The organism is Flavobacterium algoriphilum (assembly GCF_048158655.1).
GTDB classification, from domain to species: domain Bacteria; phylum Bacteroidota; class Bacteroidia; order Flavobacteriales; family Flavobacteriaceae; genus Flavobacterium; species Flavobacterium algoriphilum.
The window spans coordinates 963678-983580 of the sequence record NZ_JBLNKY010000001.1; the positions used below are offsets into that span (position 1 = coordinate 963678).

Annotated in this window: 12 protein-coding genes; all 12 read left to right on the forward strand. The window is 32.6% G+C overall.

The window, feature by feature from the left end; all coding sequences use genetic code 11:
• Positions 1-92: 92 nt before the first annotated feature.
• The 12 genes from ACM55G_RS04130 (at position 93) to ruvA (ending at position 19900) form a co-directional block, all read left to right on the forward strand.
• A complete protein-coding gene (locus ACM55G_RS04130) occupies positions 93-3410 on the forward strand; it encodes a VCBS repeat-containing protein (RefSeq protein ID WP_416842637.1) in 3318 nt (1105 codons plus the stop codon).
• Positions 3403-6663 carry a VCBS repeat-containing protein gene (locus ACM55G_RS04135; RefSeq protein ID WP_416842638.1) on the forward strand — a complete coding sequence of 1087 codons (3261 nt, stop codon included), beginning with the start codon at positions 3403-3405 and terminating at the stop codon, positions 6661-6663. The genes ACM55G_RS04130 and ACM55G_RS04135 overlap by 8 nt, the downstream gene beginning before the upstream one ends.
• A gap of 40 nt (positions 6664-6703) precedes the next feature.
• Positions 6704-8056 carry a vanadium-dependent haloperoxidase gene (locus ACM55G_RS04140; protein ID WP_416842639.1) on the forward strand — a complete coding sequence of 451 codons (1353 nt, stop codon included), beginning with the start codon at positions 6704-6706 and terminating at the stop codon, positions 8054-8056.
• Position 8057: 1 nt separating this feature from the next.
• Positions 8058-8975, forward strand: coding sequence for a GyrI-like domain-containing protein (locus ACM55G_RS04145; RefSeq protein ID WP_416842640.1), 918 nt, complete (start codon positions 8058-8060; stop codon positions 8973-8975).
• 138 nt (positions 8976-9113) lie between these two features.
• Complete coding sequence (locus tag ACM55G_RS04150) at positions 9114-10409, forward strand: MFS transporter (RefSeq protein ID WP_416842641.1); 1296 nt, start codon at positions 9114-9116, stop codon at positions 10407-10409.
• Between the two features lies 1 nt (position 10410).
• Positions 10411-11358 carry a carbohydrate kinase family protein gene (locus ACM55G_RS04155; RefSeq protein ID WP_416842642.1) on the forward strand — a complete coding sequence of 316 codons (948 nt, stop codon included), beginning with the start codon at positions 10411-10413 and terminating at the stop codon, positions 11356-11358.
• Positions 11359-11364: 6 nt separating this feature from the next.
• A complete protein-coding gene (locus ACM55G_RS04160) occupies positions 11365-13101 on the forward strand; it encodes an alpha-amylase family protein (RefSeq protein WP_416842643.1) in 1737 nt (578 codons plus the stop codon).
• A 104-nt stretch (positions 13102-13205) separates the two neighbouring features.
• On the forward strand, positions 13206-14420 hold the full coding sequence (locus ACM55G_RS04165) for an MFS transporter (protein ID WP_416842644.1): 1215 nt from the start codon (positions 13206-13208) through the stop codon (positions 14418-14420).
• Complete coding sequence (locus tag ACM55G_RS04170; protein WP_416842645.1) at positions 14417-16282, forward strand: trehalase family glycosidase; 1866 nt, start codon at positions 14417-14419, stop codon at positions 16280-16282. Before ACM55G_RS04165 ends, ACM55G_RS04170 begins: the two co-directional genes overlap by 4 nt.
• A 75-nt stretch (positions 16283-16357) precedes the next feature.
• Positions 16358-16783 (forward strand): CBS domain-containing protein, encoded by a 426-nt coding sequence (locus ACM55G_RS04175; protein ID WP_416842646.1) that lies wholly within the window; start codon positions 16358-16360, stop codon positions 16781-16783.
• Between the two features lie 156 nt (positions 16784-16939).
• The gene (locus ACM55G_RS04180) at positions 16940-19222 is read left to right on the forward strand and encodes an NADP-dependent malic enzyme (RefSeq protein WP_416842647.1); all 2283 of its coding nucleotides are present in this window, start codon (positions 16940-16942) and stop codon (positions 19220-19222) included.
• Positions 19223-19318: 96 nt separating this feature from the next.
• Positions 19319-19900, forward strand: coding sequence for a Holliday junction branch migration protein RuvA (gene ruvA / locus ACM55G_RS04185; RefSeq protein ID WP_416842648.1), 582 nt, complete (start codon positions 19319-19321; stop codon positions 19898-19900).
• The last annotated feature ends 3 nt before the right edge of the window (positions 19901-19903 follow it).

Genomic DNA, 19903 nt, shown 5'->3' on the forward strand with positions numbered 1-19903 from the left:
CTATTCTCTTTATTGGTTTATTTATTTTTTTATACAGTGAATATTACATAAATTGGCATCTTCTAATTACCTAATCAAATAGTATTTTAAATATGTTTAACCGTATTATTTTATTTTTCCTTTTTCTCTTTTTTTTTACTAATTGTTCCAAAGAAAACCTAGAAAATAAAGACGATTTATTCTCCAAATTAGATGCTTCAAATACCGGAATTGATTTTGTAAATGAAGTTAAGAATGGTACGGATATGAACATATTCAAATACAGAAATTTTTATAATGGCGGTGGTGTAGCAATAGGCGACATCAATAATGATGGGCTTTCGGATGTGTATTTCACTTCTAATCTCGGCGCTAATAAACTTTATTTGAACAAGGGAAATTTTAAATTTGAAGATATCTCTAACAAAGCAGGTGTTGAAGGAAATGAATCATGGTCAACTGGTGTGGTAATGGTTGACATTAATGGTGATGGATTACTCGATATTTATGTTTGTAATGCGGGTAATAATATTAACTCGATACGGAAAAGCCAACTTTTTATTAATAATGGTAACTTGACTTTTACCGATAAAGCCGAACAATATAATCTTGCGGATACTGGCATCACTACACACGCCGCTTTTTTTGATTATGATAAAGATGGGGATTTAGATTGTTACATACTTAACAATAGCTTTATACCCGTTAGTAGCCTTAATTATTCCAACAAAAGGGATTTACGAGATAAAGATTGGGATGTAGCAGATATTCTTAAAGGAGGCGGAGATAAATTATTGCGAAATGATAACGGAAAATTTATTGATGTAAGCGAAGCATCTGGAATATATGGTAGTCTTATAGGTTTTGGCTTGGGAGTTACAGTAGGTGATGTAAATGGAGATTTATATCCGGACATATATATATCAAATGATTTTTACGAAAGAGATTATTTATATATAAATAATAAAAACGGAACTTTTTCAGAAAAAATTCAGGGATGGGCAGGTCACATAAGTCAATCTTCTATGGGGGCTGATATGGCGGATATAAACAATGATGGTAATGCTGATATATTTGTAACAGATATGCTACCGGAACACGATGAGCGCTTGAAAACTACCACAAATTTTGAAAACTATGATTTATATCTTAGAAAAATAAATTTAGATTTTTTCAATCAATACATGCAAAATACGTTGCAACTTAATAATGGAAATAATCAATTTCTTGAAATAGCAAATTATGGGGGTGTCTCTAAAACAGATTGGAGTTGGGGCGCTTTAATGTTTGATATGGATAATGACGGTTACAAAGATATTTACGTATGCAATGGGATTTATAACGATTTGACCAATCAAGACTTTGTTGATTTTTTTGCTAATGAATTTATGCAAAAAATGATAGTTACTGGCAAGAAAGAAGAAATTGAAACCATTATCAATAAAATGCCAAGTACCCCAATACCAAATTATGCTTTTAAAAACAATAAAAATTTAACGTTTACCAATGAAGCCAAAAATTGGGGATTGGATACGCCCAGTTTTTCCAATGGGGCTGCTTATGGAGACTTAGACAATGATGGAGATTTAGATTTGATCGTCAATAATGTTAATATGGAAGCTTTTGTTTATAGGAATAATTCAGAGAAAAACAAAGAAAACCATTTTGTAAAAGTAAAACTAAAAGGGGATAATCAGAATAGATTTGGTGTGGGAAGCGTTGTTCAATTATTTTCAGGAACAGAAATTTTAAGACAGGAGTTAATCCCATCAAGAGGTTTTCAATCCTCTGTTGATTATGTTATGACTTTTGGAATTGGGAGTAAAAAAATTGATTCTTTACAAGTGATTTGGCCAAACAGTAAATTTCAAACGATTAAAAAAATAAAAAATAACAGTACGCTCGATTTAAATATTGTAAATGCAAAATCAAATTTTGTTCCAAAAATAGACAAATCAAAAGCGCTGTTTTCTGAAAAGCAAAGTCAGTTTTTGACACATAAAGAAAATGATTATATTGATTTTGATTATGAAGGTTTAATTTCAAAAGAACTTTCACAGGAAGGACCTTCGTTAGCTGTTACAGATATTAATGGTGATGGTAATGAGGATCTTTTTATTGGCGGAGCCAAAGGACAAGCAGGGAAGATTTATTTGAATAATGGCCAAGATAATTACACGATAACGGTTCAAAAAGATTTAAATAATGATGCCAATTATGAAGATACTGCAGCCAGTTTTTTTGATGCTGATGGTGATGGAGATCAGGATTTACTAGTTGGTTCTGGTGGAAACGAAAAAACGGATCAAATGAATTATAAAAATAGATTGTATTTGAATAATGGAAAAGGATTTTTCACCAAAAGTAAAACGAATATTCCATCGACTAATAACAATGTTTCCGTAATAGCTGCAAATGATTTTGATAATGATGGCGATATTGATGTTTTTATTGGTAGTCGAAGCGTTCCTGGGGTTTATGGAATTGATCCAAAACACTTACTATTGGAAAATGATGGGAAAGGAAATTTTATTAATGTAACCGATAAGAAAGCTTTCAAATTGAATGAAATAGGTATGATTACCGATGCTGTTTGGGAAGATATTGATAATGACGGAAAAAAAGATTTAATTATTGTAGGCGATTGGATGGCCCCAAGAATATTCAAAAATACGGGAAGACGTTTGGCGGATTATAAATCAAATCTTACTGAATTAAAAGGTTTTTGGAATGCAATCAGCTGTTTAGATATGAATAATGATGGTAAAAAAGATCTAGTACTTGGCAATAAAGGAACTAATACTCCTTATAAAGCATCAAGCACTAATCCGATGCGATTATTTATAAATGATTTTGACAATAATGGAACGATCGAACAAATTGCAACCCGTTTTATAGATAATAAAGATGTGCCCATTCATTTAAAACAAGAATTAGCCAAACAAATACCTTCAATCAAAAAGAAGAATTTAAGTTATGCTGACTATTCCAAAAAATCATTTCAGGAGCTATTTGCTCAAGACATAGTTGATAATTCTATCGAAAAAAAGGTAACGATTCAAGAAAGTGTAATCGCAATTAATAAAGGAAATGGAAAGTTTGAAGTTAAAGCGTTACCAAAAGAAGTTCAATTATCCTGTGTAAATGCTATTTGTGCTTTGGATGTTAATAAAGATGGAATTTTAGATTTAATTTTGGGTGGAAATCAATACGAATTTAAGCCTCAGTTTACCAGATTAGATGCTAATTATGGAAGTGTTCTTTTAGGTTCAAAAAAAGGTACTTTCTCATGGCTACCCTACAATAAATCAGGGTTTTTTATCAAAGGAGAAGTGAAACATGTTAAAACTATAAAAAATAAGAAGAACACTATTTCCATTGTAGCTGTTGTAAATGATAATACTCCTAAAATATTTAAAAGCAATGAATAATTTTTTTAGAATAGGATTGGCTTCATTACTGATAATTAGTTGTTCAAAAAAGCAAGATCAGTTGTTTGAAAAACTCTCTCCAGAGAAAAGCAATATTACATTCAACAATCAGCTAGATCCTTCCAAAAACATTTCTATTTTAGACTATCTCTACTATTATAATGGAGGTGGTGTTGCGTTAGGGGATATCAATAATGACGGGTTGGTTGATATTTATTTTACTTCAAATCAAGGTAAAAATAAATTGTATTTGAATAAAGGCGGAAATAAGTTTGACGATATTACTGCAAAAGCAGAAGTAGAAGGACAAAGTGATTGGAATGCTGGGGCTATAATGGCAGATGTAAATGGAGATGGATATTTAGATATTTATGTTTGTGCGGTTGTTGGTATTAATGGTTTTGAAGGACATAACGAATTATTTATCAATAATAAGAATAATACATTTACTGAAAGTGCGGCTGAATATGGATTAGATCTTGATAATTACAGCTCATCGGCTGCATTTTTTGATTATGATAATGATGGCGATTTAGATATGTATTTATTAAATCATGCCGTACATTCGGAATTATCATTTGGTAATGCTGAAATTAGAAATAAGAGAAGTTACGAATGCGGAGATAAATTATTTAGAAATGATAATAACAAATTTGTAGATGTAAGTGTACAAGCCGGCATTTTTGGAGGAGCTAATGGGTACGGTTTAGGAATAGCAGTTTCTGATTTCAATCTTGACGGGTATCCTGATATTTATATTTGTAATGACTTTCATGAAGATGATTATTATTACTTAAATAACGGTGACGGTACTTTTACGGAAAGTTTGAAAAAACATTTTGGACATACCAGTAGATTCTCAATGGGAGTCGATGTTGCGGATATCAATCATGATGGATTTCCTGATATTATGACATTAGACATGCTTCCAGAAGACGAAAAAGTTTTGAAATCTTCACTAGGGGATGACAATGTTCAAATGCTGAAAATGAGAACGGAGAAATTAGGGTATCATTACCAGTATACCAGAAACATGTTGCAATTGAATCAAGCAGGAGAACATTTTACAGAAACTGCTTTGCTAAGTGGTGTTGCTGCTACTGATTGGAGTTGGAGCGCATTATTTGCTGATTATGATGAGGATGGAGAACAAGATATATTTGTATGTAATGGAATTCCAAAACGTCCCAACGATTTGGATTATGTGAAATACTTTTCAAACGATCAAATAAAAAGCAAAATCAGTGCTACTAAATTGTTAGACAAAGAAGCTTTAAGGAAAATGCCAAAAGGAAATGTGACCAATTACGTTTTTCAAGGTTCAAAAGATTTAATCTTTAAAAACAGATCTAAAGATTGGATTGAAAATGATTCCATAATTTCAAATGGTAGTGGTTATGCTGATATTGATAATGATGGGGATTTAGACGTAATTACTAATAATTTAAATAGCGTTGCTTCCGTTTATGTAAACAGCACGAATAAAAGTTCTAACTATTTAAAATTGAGATTGCAGTTTGGCGGGAAAAATACTTTTGGTATTGGGACCAAAGTAATTTCTTATTCTAAAGGGAAAAAACAATTTAAGGAACTGCAAACTACGAGAGGATTCCAATCTTCTTCGGAGCCTATTATTCATTTTGGTTATGGGAATACAAGAACTATAGATTCGGTAACGGTTATTTGGCCAGACAAAACATATCAAACATTGAAAAATGTCAAAACGTGTCAAACACTGACTATAAAACTGAATAGCAACCGAAAAGCATTTGATTATGCTAAATTACATCCTGCGATCCTGCCTGTTTTTAAAAAGGTACCGACTAATTTAGGAATCGACTTTACGCATCAGGAAAATGATTATATCGATTTTGTTTTCCAAAAATTAATTCCTTACCAACGTTCTGATCGTGGTCCAGCAACGGCAATAGGTGATTTAAATGGAGACGGTAAAGAGGATATTTTCTTTGGAGGCGCCAAAAATAAAAAAGCAGCTATTTACATTCAAAATCCAAAAGGGTTTACTAAAAAGTCGTATAACGAAATTGAGAAGGATTCTATTTTTGAAGATGCTTCAGCTGTAATTGGAGATTTTAATAATGATCAAATCAACGATTTGTTTGTGGCTTCCGGTGGAGGTGAAAATGCCTCTAATTTGCAAAGCCGATTATATTTAGCCAATAAGGGGAAATTAGTAAAAACGATTTTACCACAGTTATCTCAAAATGCTTCAGTTGTAAAAACTTTCGATTATGATAAAGATGGTGATTTAGATGTTTTTATTGGTAATAATTCGGTTAACAATAGATTTGGTAGCATGCCAGATTGTTATTTATTGAACAATAATAAAGGTGTGTTTACTATTGTTGAAAGTAAAACTTTTTCAAAAATTGGAATGGTTACTGATGTTATTTTTACGGATTTTAATAAAGATGGTAAAATGGATATTATCGCAATTGGGGAATGGATGAAACCAACTTTTTTTGCCAATACGGGAGGAAAATTCAAAGATGTTACCGAAACTATTTTTCCTGAAAAAAGTAATGGATTATGGCAGTCTATAATACCTTTTGATATTGATAATGATGGTGATAAGGATTATTTAGTTGGAAACTGGGGAATGAATTCTAAATTTAAAGCTTCGCAGGAGTTTCCTATGAAAATGTATTATGACGATTTTGATGGTAATGGTTCTTTTGAAACTATTGTGGCTAAAGAGAAAAATGGAAAGTATTACAACACAATGGGGCTAGATGAGTTAGCCGAACAGTTTAGTGGCATGCTTAAAAAGAAATTCAATACTTATAAATCATTTGCAGGAAAAACGCTGGAAGAGGTTTTTGATCCCAAAATGCTCGAAAAGGCAAAATTATATGAAGTGCACAATTTGAAATCGGGGTATTTAAGAAACGACAAAGGGAAATTTACTTTTATTGCTTTTTCTAATAAAATGCAAGTAGCACCAATTACCTGTTTTGTGAAATCAAATTTTGATTCGGATAAAAAAGAAGAAGTATTTGCTGCAGGAAATTATTTTGGGGTGTCACCTTATCATAGCCGATTTGATGGGTTTTCAGGAGCTTTAATAAAAAACGAAAAAACAATCTATTTAGGCAATCAAATTGGTGTCGATTTAACTCAGAAAGCAGTTAAGCATTTGGATATTATTAATCTCAATAGCAAAAAATATTTATTGATTACCATCAATAACAACAAAACTGAGGTTTTTGAAATACCAATGGTTAAGAATTAATTTAAAAAATACTACAAAAAAAATAATTAAACCAAAAAAAATGAAATCTAAGATTTATCTTTTAGGACTTATAATACTCTCTTTTATTTCGTGTAAAAAAGAGAATTCAATTAAAGTTACAACAAATGATTACTGTGCTGCAGTAGATACAGTAACGGGAATTATGGTTCATGATATCTTTTCACCACCCGTTGCGAGTAGAATTTACGTTTATCCTAATATTGCAGCCTATGAGATTATGGCTCAAAACAATACTAAATATGAAAGTCTGCAAGGGCAATTAAAAGGATTAGATTCTATCCCTAAACTGGATTTGAAAAGTGGAGTTAACAAAAATTTAGCTGCACTTATTGCCCATATTGAAGTGAGTAAACAATTGATCTTTTCTGAAGAAGCTTTAGAAAAATACAGAGATAGTTTATATGAAAAATGGGAAAATGAAAACCCTGAGGAATTCTTGGCTTCTAAGGAATATGGCTTAAAAGTAGCGGAGCGAATTAAAAAATGGATGGGTAAAGACAATTACAAGCAAACTCGAACTTTTTCTAAATTTTCGGTTTATGCAAACCAGCCCGGAAGATGGCAGCCAACACCGCCAGCTTATATGGATGCTGTTGAGCCTCATTGGGGAGAAATAAGAACTTTAGTGATGGATTCGGCTTCTCAATTTAAAGCAATTGCACCCCATCCTTTTTCTACAGATAAAAATTCTGCTTTTTACAAAGAAGCAAAGGAAACTTATGACGTAGGGAATATGATTTCCGAAAAATTAATTGCAATGGAGAAAAATAAAAGTAAGGTGATTCCGTCAGAATCAGCGATTGCTACTTTTTGGGATTGTAATCCGTATGCTACGGTTACTCAAGGTCACATGATGTTTGCCAAGAAGAAAAACTCACCGGATGCACATTGGATGAATATAACTAAAATTGCACTGAAAAAAAATAAATGCGACTTTGAAACTGCTGTTTTTGCTTACACTAAAACGTCAATCGGAGTTTTTGAAAGTATCATCAGTTGTTGGAATGGAAAATTCAGAACTAATGTAGTTAGACCGGAAACCTATATTAATCAAAATATTGATGAAAATTGGAGACCGCAATTGCAAACGCCTCCTTTCCCAGAATATACTAGCGGACATTCAGTGATTTCTTCTTGTTCGTCACTAATTTTAACTTCTATTTTTGGAGATAATTTTAGTTATATTGATGATTCTGAAGTTTCTTTTGGATTACCAAAAAGACCTTTTAAATCATTCAAACAAGCAGCAGCAGAAGCCGCAATAAGTAGACTGTACGGAGGTATTCACTACAGAGCCGCAATTGAAAATGGCGTGGTTCAAGGTAATAATATTGGGAATTATTTGAATGAAAAATTAAAGATGCTTAAATAATATGATAGTCAGAAAAAAATATATAATAGGATTTAGTGCATTTTTTTTATTGTTTTTAGCTTGGTATTTATTTATTAAAAAAAGTGATTATTGTATTTCATTTAAGGTTAATACTGCTACAGGAACTGTTTTTCAGGGTGTTCAGGAATGGTCAGCCAATCAATTAGTAAATCAAAAAGAAAATTATACTACTCAGGAAAAGAGAAATTTTGATTTTATCAAACAAGAAATGAATAAAGGGAATTCTCATATGGAATATACTTGGGAAATGAAATCCATTAATGACTCAATAACCGCAGTAACCGTTGGCATAAAAGATTTCGATAATAGTTTGTTCAATAGACTTACGGCGCCTTTTTATAGCACTAAGTTTAAGGTAGAACAAATTAAAAAAATAACCGATTTTAAAAACGGCTTAAATAATCATTTAAAAAATTTTAAAGTCAAGATTGAAGGTGAAGGTACTTCTCAAGAAACATTTGTAGCGTACATAAACTTGAAAAGTATATTGCAGGAAAAAGCACAAACTATGATCGCAAATGATGCAATTATAACTGGTTTTTTGCAACAAAATAATATTAAGATAATAGGAAGACCTTATTTAGAAATTCAAAGTTGGGATCTTGATAAGGAAACTGTCAATTTTAATTATTGTTTTCCAATTGATAAGAGCACCAAAATTATCGAAGATGAGATTGTTAAATTCAAAACATTACCAGCTTTTAAAGGTTTAAAAGCAACCTATTATGGGAATTTCAGAACTTCAGACAGAGCATGGTTTGCATTGTTGGATTATGCGAAAGAGCATGACATTAAGTTAGACAATAAACCACTAGAACATTTTCTTGCAAATCCTTTTAATGGAGGAAATGAATTGGAATGGGAAACTAAGGTAATCATCCCGTTTGTTTCTGAATAAGGGGATGCTTTTTTTTAAGGAATTTAAATATGTCGAAAACGTTTTCGGGTCTTACGAAAACGTTTTTGTTTGTATTCTATATTCAATTGGCAATAATAAAATTATTTTTACAAATAATTAACAATTTAACCGACTAGAATGAGCTTTAAAGTAAAATTAAATTTTTGGCAGATAATCAATATGAATGTTGGTTTTTTTGGCATTCAGTATAGTTTCGGTTTGCAGCAAAGTGCTGTAAACCCCATATATGATTTTTTGCATGCAAGTCCAGATCAAATCCCAATATTGAATCTTGCAGGTCCGTTAACGGGCTTGTTGATACAGCCCATAATTGGTGCGATGAGTGACAAAACTTGGCATCCAAGATGGGGAAGGCGAAAACCTTACTTTTTTATTGGAGCAATAATTTGTAGTATCGCTTTATTTATGTTCCCATTTAGCAGTTCATTATGGATGGCTGCAGGTTTACTCTGGATTCTAGATGTTGGTAACAATACCGCAATGGAGCCATATCGCGCTTTTATTGCTGATACGTTAGACGAAGAACAACAGCCCGTAGGCTTTCAGGCTCAAAGTTTTTTTACCGGTTTCGGACAGTTTCTGGCCTATATTTCTCTATTTCTATTTCCACTTGTTTTTGTGGGTTACACAGGGGCATTGCCAACTTGGATTTATGCTTCCTTTTTTCTAGGAGCGGTACTGTCGGTTACTTCCATTTGGTGGAGTATGAATAAAATTAAAGAAATCCCGCCAACTGCGGAAGAAATAGCAATTTTAAAGGCAGAACCATTAAAATTTTATTCGCCTTTCATCGATATCTATAAAGCGGTTTTAGAAATGCCAACTGTGATGTGGCAACTATTTCTGGTTTATTTATTTCAGTGGTATGCCATGATGTGTTATTGGCAAAATAATTCAAAAAGTATTGCTTTGTCAGTATGGAATGTTACACCAAAAAATACAGTGGGTTATGAAAAAGCCGTCGAATGGAATGGGTTGATAGGCGCTTTTGGATTTATAGTTACTTTTTCAATAGCTTTTTATTTGGCGAAATTAGCTAAAAAATACGGTGCAAAAAGCATTCATTTTGGTTGTCTTTTATTAGGAGCAATTTCTTTTTTGTGGTTTCCAATAGTACAAAATCAATATGTGTTTTTTACAGTGATTATAGGTTACGGAATTGCTTGGGCAAGTATGATGGGTATTCCGTATTTGATGGTTGTTGCTGTTGTCCCAAAAGAGCGTTATGGAGTTTATATGGGGATTATTAATATGATGATTGTTATTCCAATGATTATTCAAAACCTATCCTTTGGTTATATTTTAAAAAACTTTTTAGATAACGATCCACGTCAAGCTATTAGTTTTGCGGGTGTATTGTTAGTCATTGCTGCGCTGTGCACATTATTAATAAAAATAAAAAAAACGAAATAAAGTGTATAATGAAATAAATAATAGGGATAAAATAGATATCCTTTGTGTTGGTGAAGTACTTGTAGATTTTATTGGTCATCAAGAAGATGTTCTAATTAATGATACTAGAGATTATCATAGGTATTTAGGAGGCTCACCTACTAACGTTGCTATGAATTCAACGCGATTAGGGTTAAATACTATAATGGTTGCAACTGTAGGGAACGATGGTTTTGGTTCCTATATTTCGGAACGTTTAGCAAGTGTTGGAGTGAATATAAACCACCTTAAAGTCCTAGATAATAAATCAACTAGTGTGATTTTTGTTTCAAGGTCTCAGGGAACACCAGATTTCATACCGTACCGTTCCGCGGATTGTTGTATTTATGAGGAACAAATTTCAACAGAAATACTATCTAATACTAAGATATTTCATACTACTTGTTTCGCATTAAGTAAAAATCCTGCACAAAAAACGATCTTAAAGAAAGCACAAGAAGCATACGATTTAGGATGTAAGCTAAGTATAGATGTAAACTATGCAAGAAAGCTATGGAAAAGTAAAAGTAAGGCTCTTAAAGTTATCAATGCCTATTGTAAGTTCAATCCATTAATAAAAATTAGTGAGGATGATATGTTGCGTCTTTTTGAGAAGGAGCTTCCACATGAAGAGATATTTGAATTTTTTCACCATCAAGGAGTAGATACTGTTTGCTTAACATTAGGGAGCAAAGGGGTTAAATTATCTCAAAAAGGAAAAGATATTATACAAATGCCAGCAATAAAAATTGATAAAGTTATGGACTCCACAGGAGCAGGGGATGCTTTTTGGTCCGGATTTTTATTCGCTTATATTAAGGAAAAATCAATTAATGAATGTTTGGACATCGCTTTAAAATTAGCGGCTTTGAAATTGCAAAATGTAGGACGATTGCCGGATAACATCAATATCCTTTCTAAACTTTTATAAAATACGATGCAAGAAAATAATAAAAAGATCAGTAATGGGGTTATGCTCAATATTTATCCAGATAGTATTGGAGAAAAATTAACGGATACTGTAAGCATGCTTAAAATGTCTGAATTCAAAGATACTTTTTCTTTATTGTATGTTCTGCCCACTTTTTTCAATAGCGATTTAGACAGAGGATTTTCTATTATTGATTATGATATCAATGCCGATTTAGTTGGCACAAAAGATTTACTCGATTTAAAAGAACTCAATATAAATTTAAAGTTTGATATCGTATTAAATCATCTTTCTGTAGCTTCCCCTCAGTTTAAAGACATACTACAATACGGTAATGAATCAAAATTTAAAGATTTTTTTATAAATTGGAACGAATTCTGGGAGGGAAACGGGGTACTGAATGAAGATGGAATTGTAATTCCAGAACCAGAATTTCTCAATAAATTGTTTATGAGAAAGTTAGGGTTGCCCATCTTGAAAGTACGTTTTCCCGATGGTACAGAACAGCCTTATTGGAATACTTTTTATCAGCAAATAACCTACAATCCAATTACTGTAGTTGATTTACAAAATCTAAAAGGTTTAACGGAAGAGAAAAGTCAGTTTATTGTTGCCGTGCTTAATGCCGCAATTAAGGATAATCAAGATTTCAAGACCGTTGATTTTAAAGATTGTACTCCTTTAAAATCAGAAATTTTACAAATTGTTGAACAAAAGCGTTCCTATTTAGGACAAATGGATGTCAATGGTGAATCGCCTTTAGTATGGGAATTTTATGAGGAGACTCTAAAAAAATTAAACGGTTATGGTTGTAATATCCTTCGATTAGATGCTTTTGCCTATTTGCATAAACAAGTAGGGGAATCTAATTTTTTTAATAAACCGGGAACTTGGGAATATTTAGAGCGTATTAAGAAAATAGCAGAACAAAATAATTTGATGTTACTGCCAGAAATCCACGCAGAATATGGTTTGCATTTACATGATGAGGTAGCTAATGAAGGCTATTATATCTATGATTTTTTCTTACCTGGTTTAACGATACATACCATCGAAAATAAAACCAGTAAAGCCTTATTGAGTTGGGCTAAGGAAATTATTGCTAAAGGATATAAAACAGTAAACATGCTTGGTTGCCATGATGGAATACCTGTTTTGGACTTGAAAGGCAAGGAGGTAAATGGTGCTTATAATAAAGGATTGTTAGAAGATGCTGACATTAAAGGCATCATGGATAAAATCATAGAACGGGGTGGTCGTGTAAAAAATCTTTACGATCCATCAGGGAATAAAATTTCCTATTATCAAATAAATGCTACCTTTTTTAGTGCACTAGGAGAAGACGAACAAAAGCTACTTCTTGCAAGAGCTATTCAATTGTTTATGCCGGGTATACCGCAGGTTTGGTATTTAGATATTTTTGCCGGTAAAAATAATTATGAAGCAGCAGATAATGGAGGTAGTGCCGGACATAAAGAAATTAATCGCACTACATTGACAATGTCGGATATTGATCAGGGATTGAAAACAGGAGTTGTTAGTAAACAGCTAGACATTATTCGGTTAAGAAATACTTCGAATGCATTTTCAGGTAAGGTAGAAATCAATGATACTGTAGTAGAAATTATAGATATCAAATGGGTAAATGGTATCTCAGTTGCGCACTTAAAGGCAAACCTTCAAACCTATGGATTTACAATTAACCATACTGAAAATGGTTTGACACGCACTATGAGTTTTTAAATTTTATCCCGTATCAAAATTGAGTATTTAAATATAAAATAAATATTTGTCATACCTAAAAAGATTGGAAATACTAATTATACAAATTAATTAAGAAAAAAAATATGAAAAAAAACACTGTCAAAATTGCAATGTATCTTAATTACTTTGTTTTTGCAATATTATTAAATAGTGTTGGGATTGTTATACTAAAAGCGCAAGCGAATTACGGGGTAGATGAATTGCAAGCTAGTGTTTTGGAAGCATTCAAGGATATGCCTATTGCGATAGTTTCTTTTTTGATAGCGTCATTTTTGCCAAGAATAGGGTACAAAAGGGCCATGCTGATTGGATTAGCATTGGTTTCAGTAGCTTGTGTTAACATGTATTTTGGTAATTCGTTTAACACTGCAAAAATACTTTTTGCAACTGTTGGTGTCTCCTTTGCTTTGATTAAAGTCTCCGTTTATTCCCTAATTGGGACGGTTACAGAAAATCAGAAAGAACATAATAGCTTGATGAGCAGTATTGAGGGTGTTTTTATGATTGGAATTGCCTTGGCATACTTTTTATTTCCTGCTTTTAATTCTGATACAAATCCAGATTCATGGTTAAATGTGTATTGGTTGTTGGCTGGAATTTCATTAGTATCATTTGGATTTTTATTTTTCACTAAATTTGAAAACCAAACGGAAATTCCAGGAGTAGATTTAGCAGGTGATTTTAAAGAGATGTTCAAATTATTTGCCAAGCTTCTTACCATCGTTTTCGTAATTAGTGCTTTTTTGTTTGTGATGATTGAGCAAGGAATAATGTCCTGGTTGCCTACTTTTAATAGTAAAGTACTGCATCTACCAGAAAACATTAGTATAATGATGGCAAGTATATTGGCAATTACTTTAGCTGTTGGACGACTTTTAGCGGGAGTGATTACTAAAAAAATTGATTGGATTTGGGTACTCAGTTTTTGTATCGTGATGGCCATGCTGATTGTTGTTTTTGTTCTTCCAAAAACAGTTGGGTTAGAGGTGAAAGAAATTAGTTCACTTAGCGACATTCCATTAATAGGATTTGCATTTCCGTTGGTTGGACTTTTTATTGCCCCTATTTATCCACTTTTAAATTCGGTGGTCTTAAGTGCTTTACCAAAGAAACTGCACAGTTCAATGACAGGTTTAATCGTTGTTTTCTCGGCTCTTGGAGGTACGCTTGGATCCAGAACCATTGGTTATCTGTTCAAAAATGAAGGTCCTGAAAATGCATTTTTCTATACTTTAATTCCAATGTCATTACTGCTTATCTCCTTTTTTTTATTAAAAAAACTTACTTCTAAAATATGAATTTCTTAATTAACATAGACAAGGTGTTTCATGAATTATTACTTCAAGAAGATACCGATAAAGATAAAAAAATCACTAAAGATGATAATGGACCTAAAAAGTTTGCTTTAGTTGATGAAAATACAAAACAAGAAATTGTTATTGAGGGAACGTATCATTTGTCAAATTTACTGCAAGAATTAGCTTTATTAAAAGAAAATAAAGTGGATAAAGGGGAAATAGATTTGAGCCGTATTCAAGAAAATCCTGTAGAGCGAATTTCAAGAAAAATTAGAGATGACTATTGGAATGAATTGACCAGAACTATTGATAGAAAAGGTTTGGATCAAATTCTTCAGGATGAGAAAACGACTAATGAAGTTCCTACGCTTTATGTTTCGGCAAAAGATAAGCTAGGTGTTGCCTATTTTCAGGAATTGGAAAAAGAACTTCAGAATTTTAAAGTAGGTGTTTTACCCGAAAATTTCTCAATGGAATATGTAGATACATTGGATGAAAAACCGGGTATTTTGGCTTTAGCTTTAGAGCGAAAAACATACAGTTTTCAAGGAGTACCTTTCGTGGTTCCCGGAGGAAGATTTAATGAAATGTATGGCTGGGATAGTTATTTTATAGGGGTTGGTTTGATAATTGACAATCAACTGGAAAAAGCAATGTCAATTGCCGAAAATTTTAAATATCAAATCATACATTACGGCAAGATTCTAAATGCGAATAGAAGTTATTACTTAACGAGAACACAACCACCATTGTATTCTTCATTATTAATTGAAATTGTAAAAAAGAAAGTGCCCAGTTTAGAATGGTTGAGAAGCCATTTGGAAACAGTTATTTTGGAGTATAATACGGTTTGGATGGTCCAAGGAAAAAGATTAACGCCAACTGGTTTAAATCGATACAAAGCAGATGGAGTGGGAATGCCATTTGAAGTAGAACCTGGTCATTTTGATGATATTTTAGAGCCGTATGCTAAAAAATATAATTTGCCAATTCGAGAGTTTGAAAAACAGTATTTAAACCGAACTCTTGTAGATGCGGAGCTTGACGTATATTTTGTTCATGATCGTAGTTTGAGAGAAAGTGGGCATGATACAACCGATAGACTTATAAATACCTGTGCCAATTTAAACTCGGTGGATGTCAATAGTTTTCTTTATAAATACGAAAAGGACATTGCTTACTTGATAAAAGAGTATTTAAATAATACTTTCCAAGTTGGAGATGTAACATATACATCAGAAGAATGGGAGCAGAAAGCACTTTTTAGAAAAGAGAAAATTAATGAATTGTGTTGGAATGAGGAATTAAGTATGTATTTTGATTATGATTTTGTAAATAAGAGACAATTTCCATTTGAAGCAGCAACTACATTTTTTCCTTTATGGGCGGGTTTGTGTAATGAAAACCAAGCTAAAAAATTGGTAGAAATAGCCTTGCCGCAATTTATTAAAACCGGAGGTATTACAGGAAGTACCAAAGCCAGTAGTGATAGTTTTTCAAAAGATGCTCCACAACGACAATGGGATTATCCATTTGGTTGGGCACCACATCAAATGTTATTGTGGGAGGGTTTAATTAACTATAAATGTTTCAATAAGGCTCAGGAAATGATTTACAGATGGTTGTGGTTAATCACTAAAAATGCGGTTGAATACAACGGAACCATTCCTGAAAAATTTGATTTAGAAATCAGTTCACATAAGGTTTTTGCTGAATATGGTAATGTAGGAACTGAATTTGATTACATCGCTAAGGAAGGATTTGGCTGGATGAATGCATCCTATCAATACGGTTTGCAAATATTGAGTGATAATTTAAAACAAGAACTAAATAAGCTAACTTCGCCCGATGAATTGTTTTAATGTGAAATAAATAATTAAATTGAGCATTTGAATAACTATTTTTTTTAACTTTATAATAAATTAAACTTATCTATTATGACTGTTAATCAAATATTAAGCACAAAAGGGAAGGAAGTTTATTCCATACTTTCCACTAACACTGTATACGAAGCATTGACAGTGATGAGCGAAAAAAACATTGGAGCGATTCTTATCATCGAAGATGGAATTTTGAAAGGTGTTTTGTCTGAGAGAGATTATGCCAGAAAAATTGTTTTGAAAGCTAAGTCTTCAAAGAAAGCTTTTGTTCATGAAATTATGGAGGTAGATGTTGTTACAGTAAATCCTTCCGATAATTTAGATTATTGTATGGAATTAATGAGTACTAAAAGAGTGAGGCATTTACCTGTTTTAGAAAACGATACTGTAATAGGAATTATATCCATAAGCGATGTTGTGAAAGCAATAATTGAAATCCAAAAAGATACAATTCAACATTTAAACTCATATATCACACAATAAAAGTTAAATAGTTCAATAAATAAAAATAGCTGCAAATTTTTGCAGCTATTTTTATTTATATCTGCAGGACTTATCTGTTGTTTATAAAAGAATAGGATAAAAGCTGACTTTTTAAACCAAGTCTTATATCTTTGTAACAGTACAAAATCTAACAAAATGGACAAGAATAGCAAAAGAAGAGAAGCATTATTATACCACGCAAAGCCAACTCCTGGTAAAATTCAGGTAGTTCCTACTAAGAAATATGCAACACAAAGAGATCTGTCTTTGGCCTATTCCCCTGGTGTAGCCGAGCCTTGTTTGGAGATTGCAAAAGATGTTAATAATGTTTATAAATATACTGCAAAAGGGAATCTAGTCGCTGTAATTACTAATGGTACAGCAGTATTAGGACTTGGTGATATCGGTCCTGAAGCATCCAAGCCAGTGATGGAAGGTAAGGGATTGTTATTTAAAATTTTTGCTGATATTGATGTGTTTGATATTGAAATTGGAACAAAAGATATTGAGGAATTTATCCAAACAGTAAAAAATATAGCACCAACTTTTGGTGGAATTAATTTAGAAGATATTAAGGCTCCAGAGTCTTTTGAGATAGAAAGAAGATTGGTTGAAGAACTGAATATTCCCGTAATGCATGATGATCAACACGGAACTGCGATTATCTCATCAGCTGCTTTGTTGAATGCATTAGAACTAGCGAATAAAAAATCAGAAGATGTGAAAATGGTCGTTTCAGGAGCAGGTTCTGCAGCTTTAGCTTGTGCCGATTTATATGTTTTATTAGGAGTAAAAGTTGAAAATATATTGATGTTTAATAGTAAAGGAGTTTTGACGAAAGACAATCCTTCTCTTTCTGTTTTGCAACAAAAATATGCCAGAGACATAAAACCAATGAGTCTTGAAGAAGCATTAGTTGGGGCAGATATCTTTTTAGGTTTATCAACTGGAGGAATTATGTCTCCACAAATGTTGATGGGAATGGCAGAAAACCCAATCGTTTTTGCGATGGCCAATCCAGATCCGGAAATTGATTATAATCTTGCTGTTGCTACCCGAAAAGACGTTATCATGGCCACGGGACGATCTGATTTTCCTAATCAAGTAAATAATGTCCTTGGATTTCCTTATATTTTTAGAGGAGCGCTTGATGTTCGTGCAACCAAAATAAACGAAGCTATGAAAATGGCCGCTGTTAAAGCGTTAGCTTTATTAACAAAAGAATCTGTTCCTGAACAAGTAAACGTGGCTTATGGAGCGACTAAATTGGTTTTTGGAAAAGAATACATTATTCCTAAACCATTTGATCCAAGATTAATAACTATAGTGGCGCCTGCTGTGGCAAAAGCAGCTATGGATTCAGGAGTAGCGTTAAATCCTATCACTGATTGGAAAAAGTATGAAGAGGAACTTTTAGACCGATTGGGAAATGACAACAAAATGGTTCGGTTGATTACCAATAGGGCCAAAATGGACCCAAAAAGAATCGTTTTTGCGGAAGCAGATCATTTAGATGTGCTTAAAGCAGCTCAAATTGTATTAGAAGAAGGTATCGGTTTTCCAATATTATTGGGGAACAAAGAAATTATTTTAGAATTAAAAGAAGAGCTAGGTTTTGATGCCGATGTTCAAATTATAGATCCAAAAATAAAAGAAGAGGAATCTAGAAGAAATAAGTTTGCCAAAACCTATTGGTCGTCCAGACAAAGACGCGGAATATCTTTATTAGATGCTCAAAAATTAATGCGTGAAAGAAACTATTTTGCGGCCATGATGGTCAATGAAGGTGAAGCTGATGCGCTTGTTACAGGACATTCCAGAAGTTATCCATCTGTTGTAAAACCAATGTTGCAACTTATTGAAAAAGCTCATGGTGCTTCACTTGTTGCCACCACAAATATGATGATGACGAGTCGTGGGCCGATGTTTTTATCGGATACCGCCATTAATATAAATCCTTCTGCAGATGATTTGGCTAAAATTGCCATTATGACTGCAAAAACTGCCCGAATGTTTGGAGTGGAGCCAGTAATTGCGATGATATCGTTTTCTAATTTTGGTTCTTCTACAAATCAAAGTGCGACTAAGGTGAGAGAAGCAGTGGATTATTTGCATAAAAACCATCCTGAAATGGTTATTGATGGTGAAATTCAAGCTGATTTTGCTTTAAATCCGGAGATGTTGAAGGCAAAGTTTCCGTTTTCTAAATTAGCAGGTAAAAAAGTTAATACTTTGATTTTCCCGAATCTAGAATCGGCTAATATTACCTATAAACTTTTGAAAGAACTGAATAAAGTAGATTCAATAGGACCTATCATGTTAGGAATGGGAAAACCAGTTCACATATTTCAACTTGGTGCAAGCGTAGAAGAAATGGTAAATATGGCCGCTATTGCTGTAATTGACGCTCAAGAAAAAGAGAAGAAAAAAACAATGTAAATTAGATGATTCTTTGATTAGAAGAGCATTTAAACAAAAGAATTTAACAAAATTATGTGCTAATTTTATTATATTTGGTGACATATATTATAAAAGATGATTGCACATATAGCAGGAAAATTAGTAGAAAAGACACCAACACAGGTAGTTATTGATTGTGGCGGTGTAGGGTATCATGTGAACATATCTTTGCATACCTACTCTTTACTCCCAAATACTGAATTTATAAAATTGTATACGCATCTTCAAATAAAAGAAGATGCGCATACTTTATTTGGTTTTGTAGAAAAATCAGAAAGGGAAATTTTTAAATTATTATTGTCAGTTTCTGGTATTGGGGCTAGTATAGCCAGAACGATGTTATCATCATTAGACCCAAAACAAATTACAAACGCTATTGCATCAGGCGATGTAGTTACAATTCAATCTATAAAAGGAATTGGTAGTAAAACGGCACAAAGAGTAATACTTGATTTGAAAGAAAAAGTATTGAAATTGTATGATTTAGACGAAGTTTCTATGTCACAAAGCAATACAAATAGAGATGAAGCGTTATCTGCTTTGGAGGTCTTAGGGTTTGTTCGAAAAACTTCAGAACGAATCATCGAAAAAATTGTAAAAGAGGATCCAGATGCTTCTGTTGAATCGATTATTAAGAAAGCTTTAAAGAACTTATAAAAG

Coding starts and splice junctions, on each gene's coding strand:
- ACM55G_RS04130 (WP_416842637.1), top strand. CDS start 93: ATGTTTAACCGTATTATTTTATTTTTCCTTTTTCTCTTTTTTTTTACT.
- ACM55G_RS04135 (WP_416842638.1), top strand. CDS start 3,403: ATGAATAATTTTTTTAGAATAGGATTGGCTTCATTACTGATAATTAGT.
- ACM55G_RS04140 (WP_416842639.1), top strand. CDS start 6,704: ATGAAATCTAAGATTTATCTTTTAGGACTTATAATACTCTCTTTTATT.
- ACM55G_RS04145 (WP_416842640.1), top strand. CDS start 8,058: ATGATAGTCAGAAAAAAATATATAATAGGATTTAGTGCATTTTTTTTA.
- ACM55G_RS04150 (WP_416842641.1), top strand. CDS start 9,114: ATGAGCTTTAAAGTAAAATTAAATTTTTGGCAGATAATCAATATGAAT.
- ACM55G_RS04160 (WP_416842643.1), top strand. CDS start 11,365: ATGCAAGAAAATAATAAAAAGATCAGTAATGGGGTTATGCTCAATATT.
- ACM55G_RS04165 (WP_416842644.1), top strand. CDS start 13,206: ATGAAAAAAAACACTGTCAAAATTGCAATGTATCTTAATTACTTTGTT.
- ACM55G_RS04170 (WP_416842645.1), top strand. CDS start 14,417: ATGAATTTCTTAATTAACATAGACAAGGTGTTTCATGAATTATTACTT.
- ACM55G_RS04175 (WP_416842646.1), top strand. CDS start 16,358: ATGACTGTTAATCAAATATTAAGCACAAAAGGGAAGGAAGTTTATTCC.
- ACM55G_RS04180 (WP_416842647.1), top strand. CDS start 16,940: ATGGACAAGAATAGCAAAAGAAGAGAAGCATTATTATACCACGCAAAG.
- ruvA (WP_416842648.1), top strand. CDS start 19,319: ATGATTGCACATATAGCAGGAAAATTAGTAGAAAAGACACCAACACAG.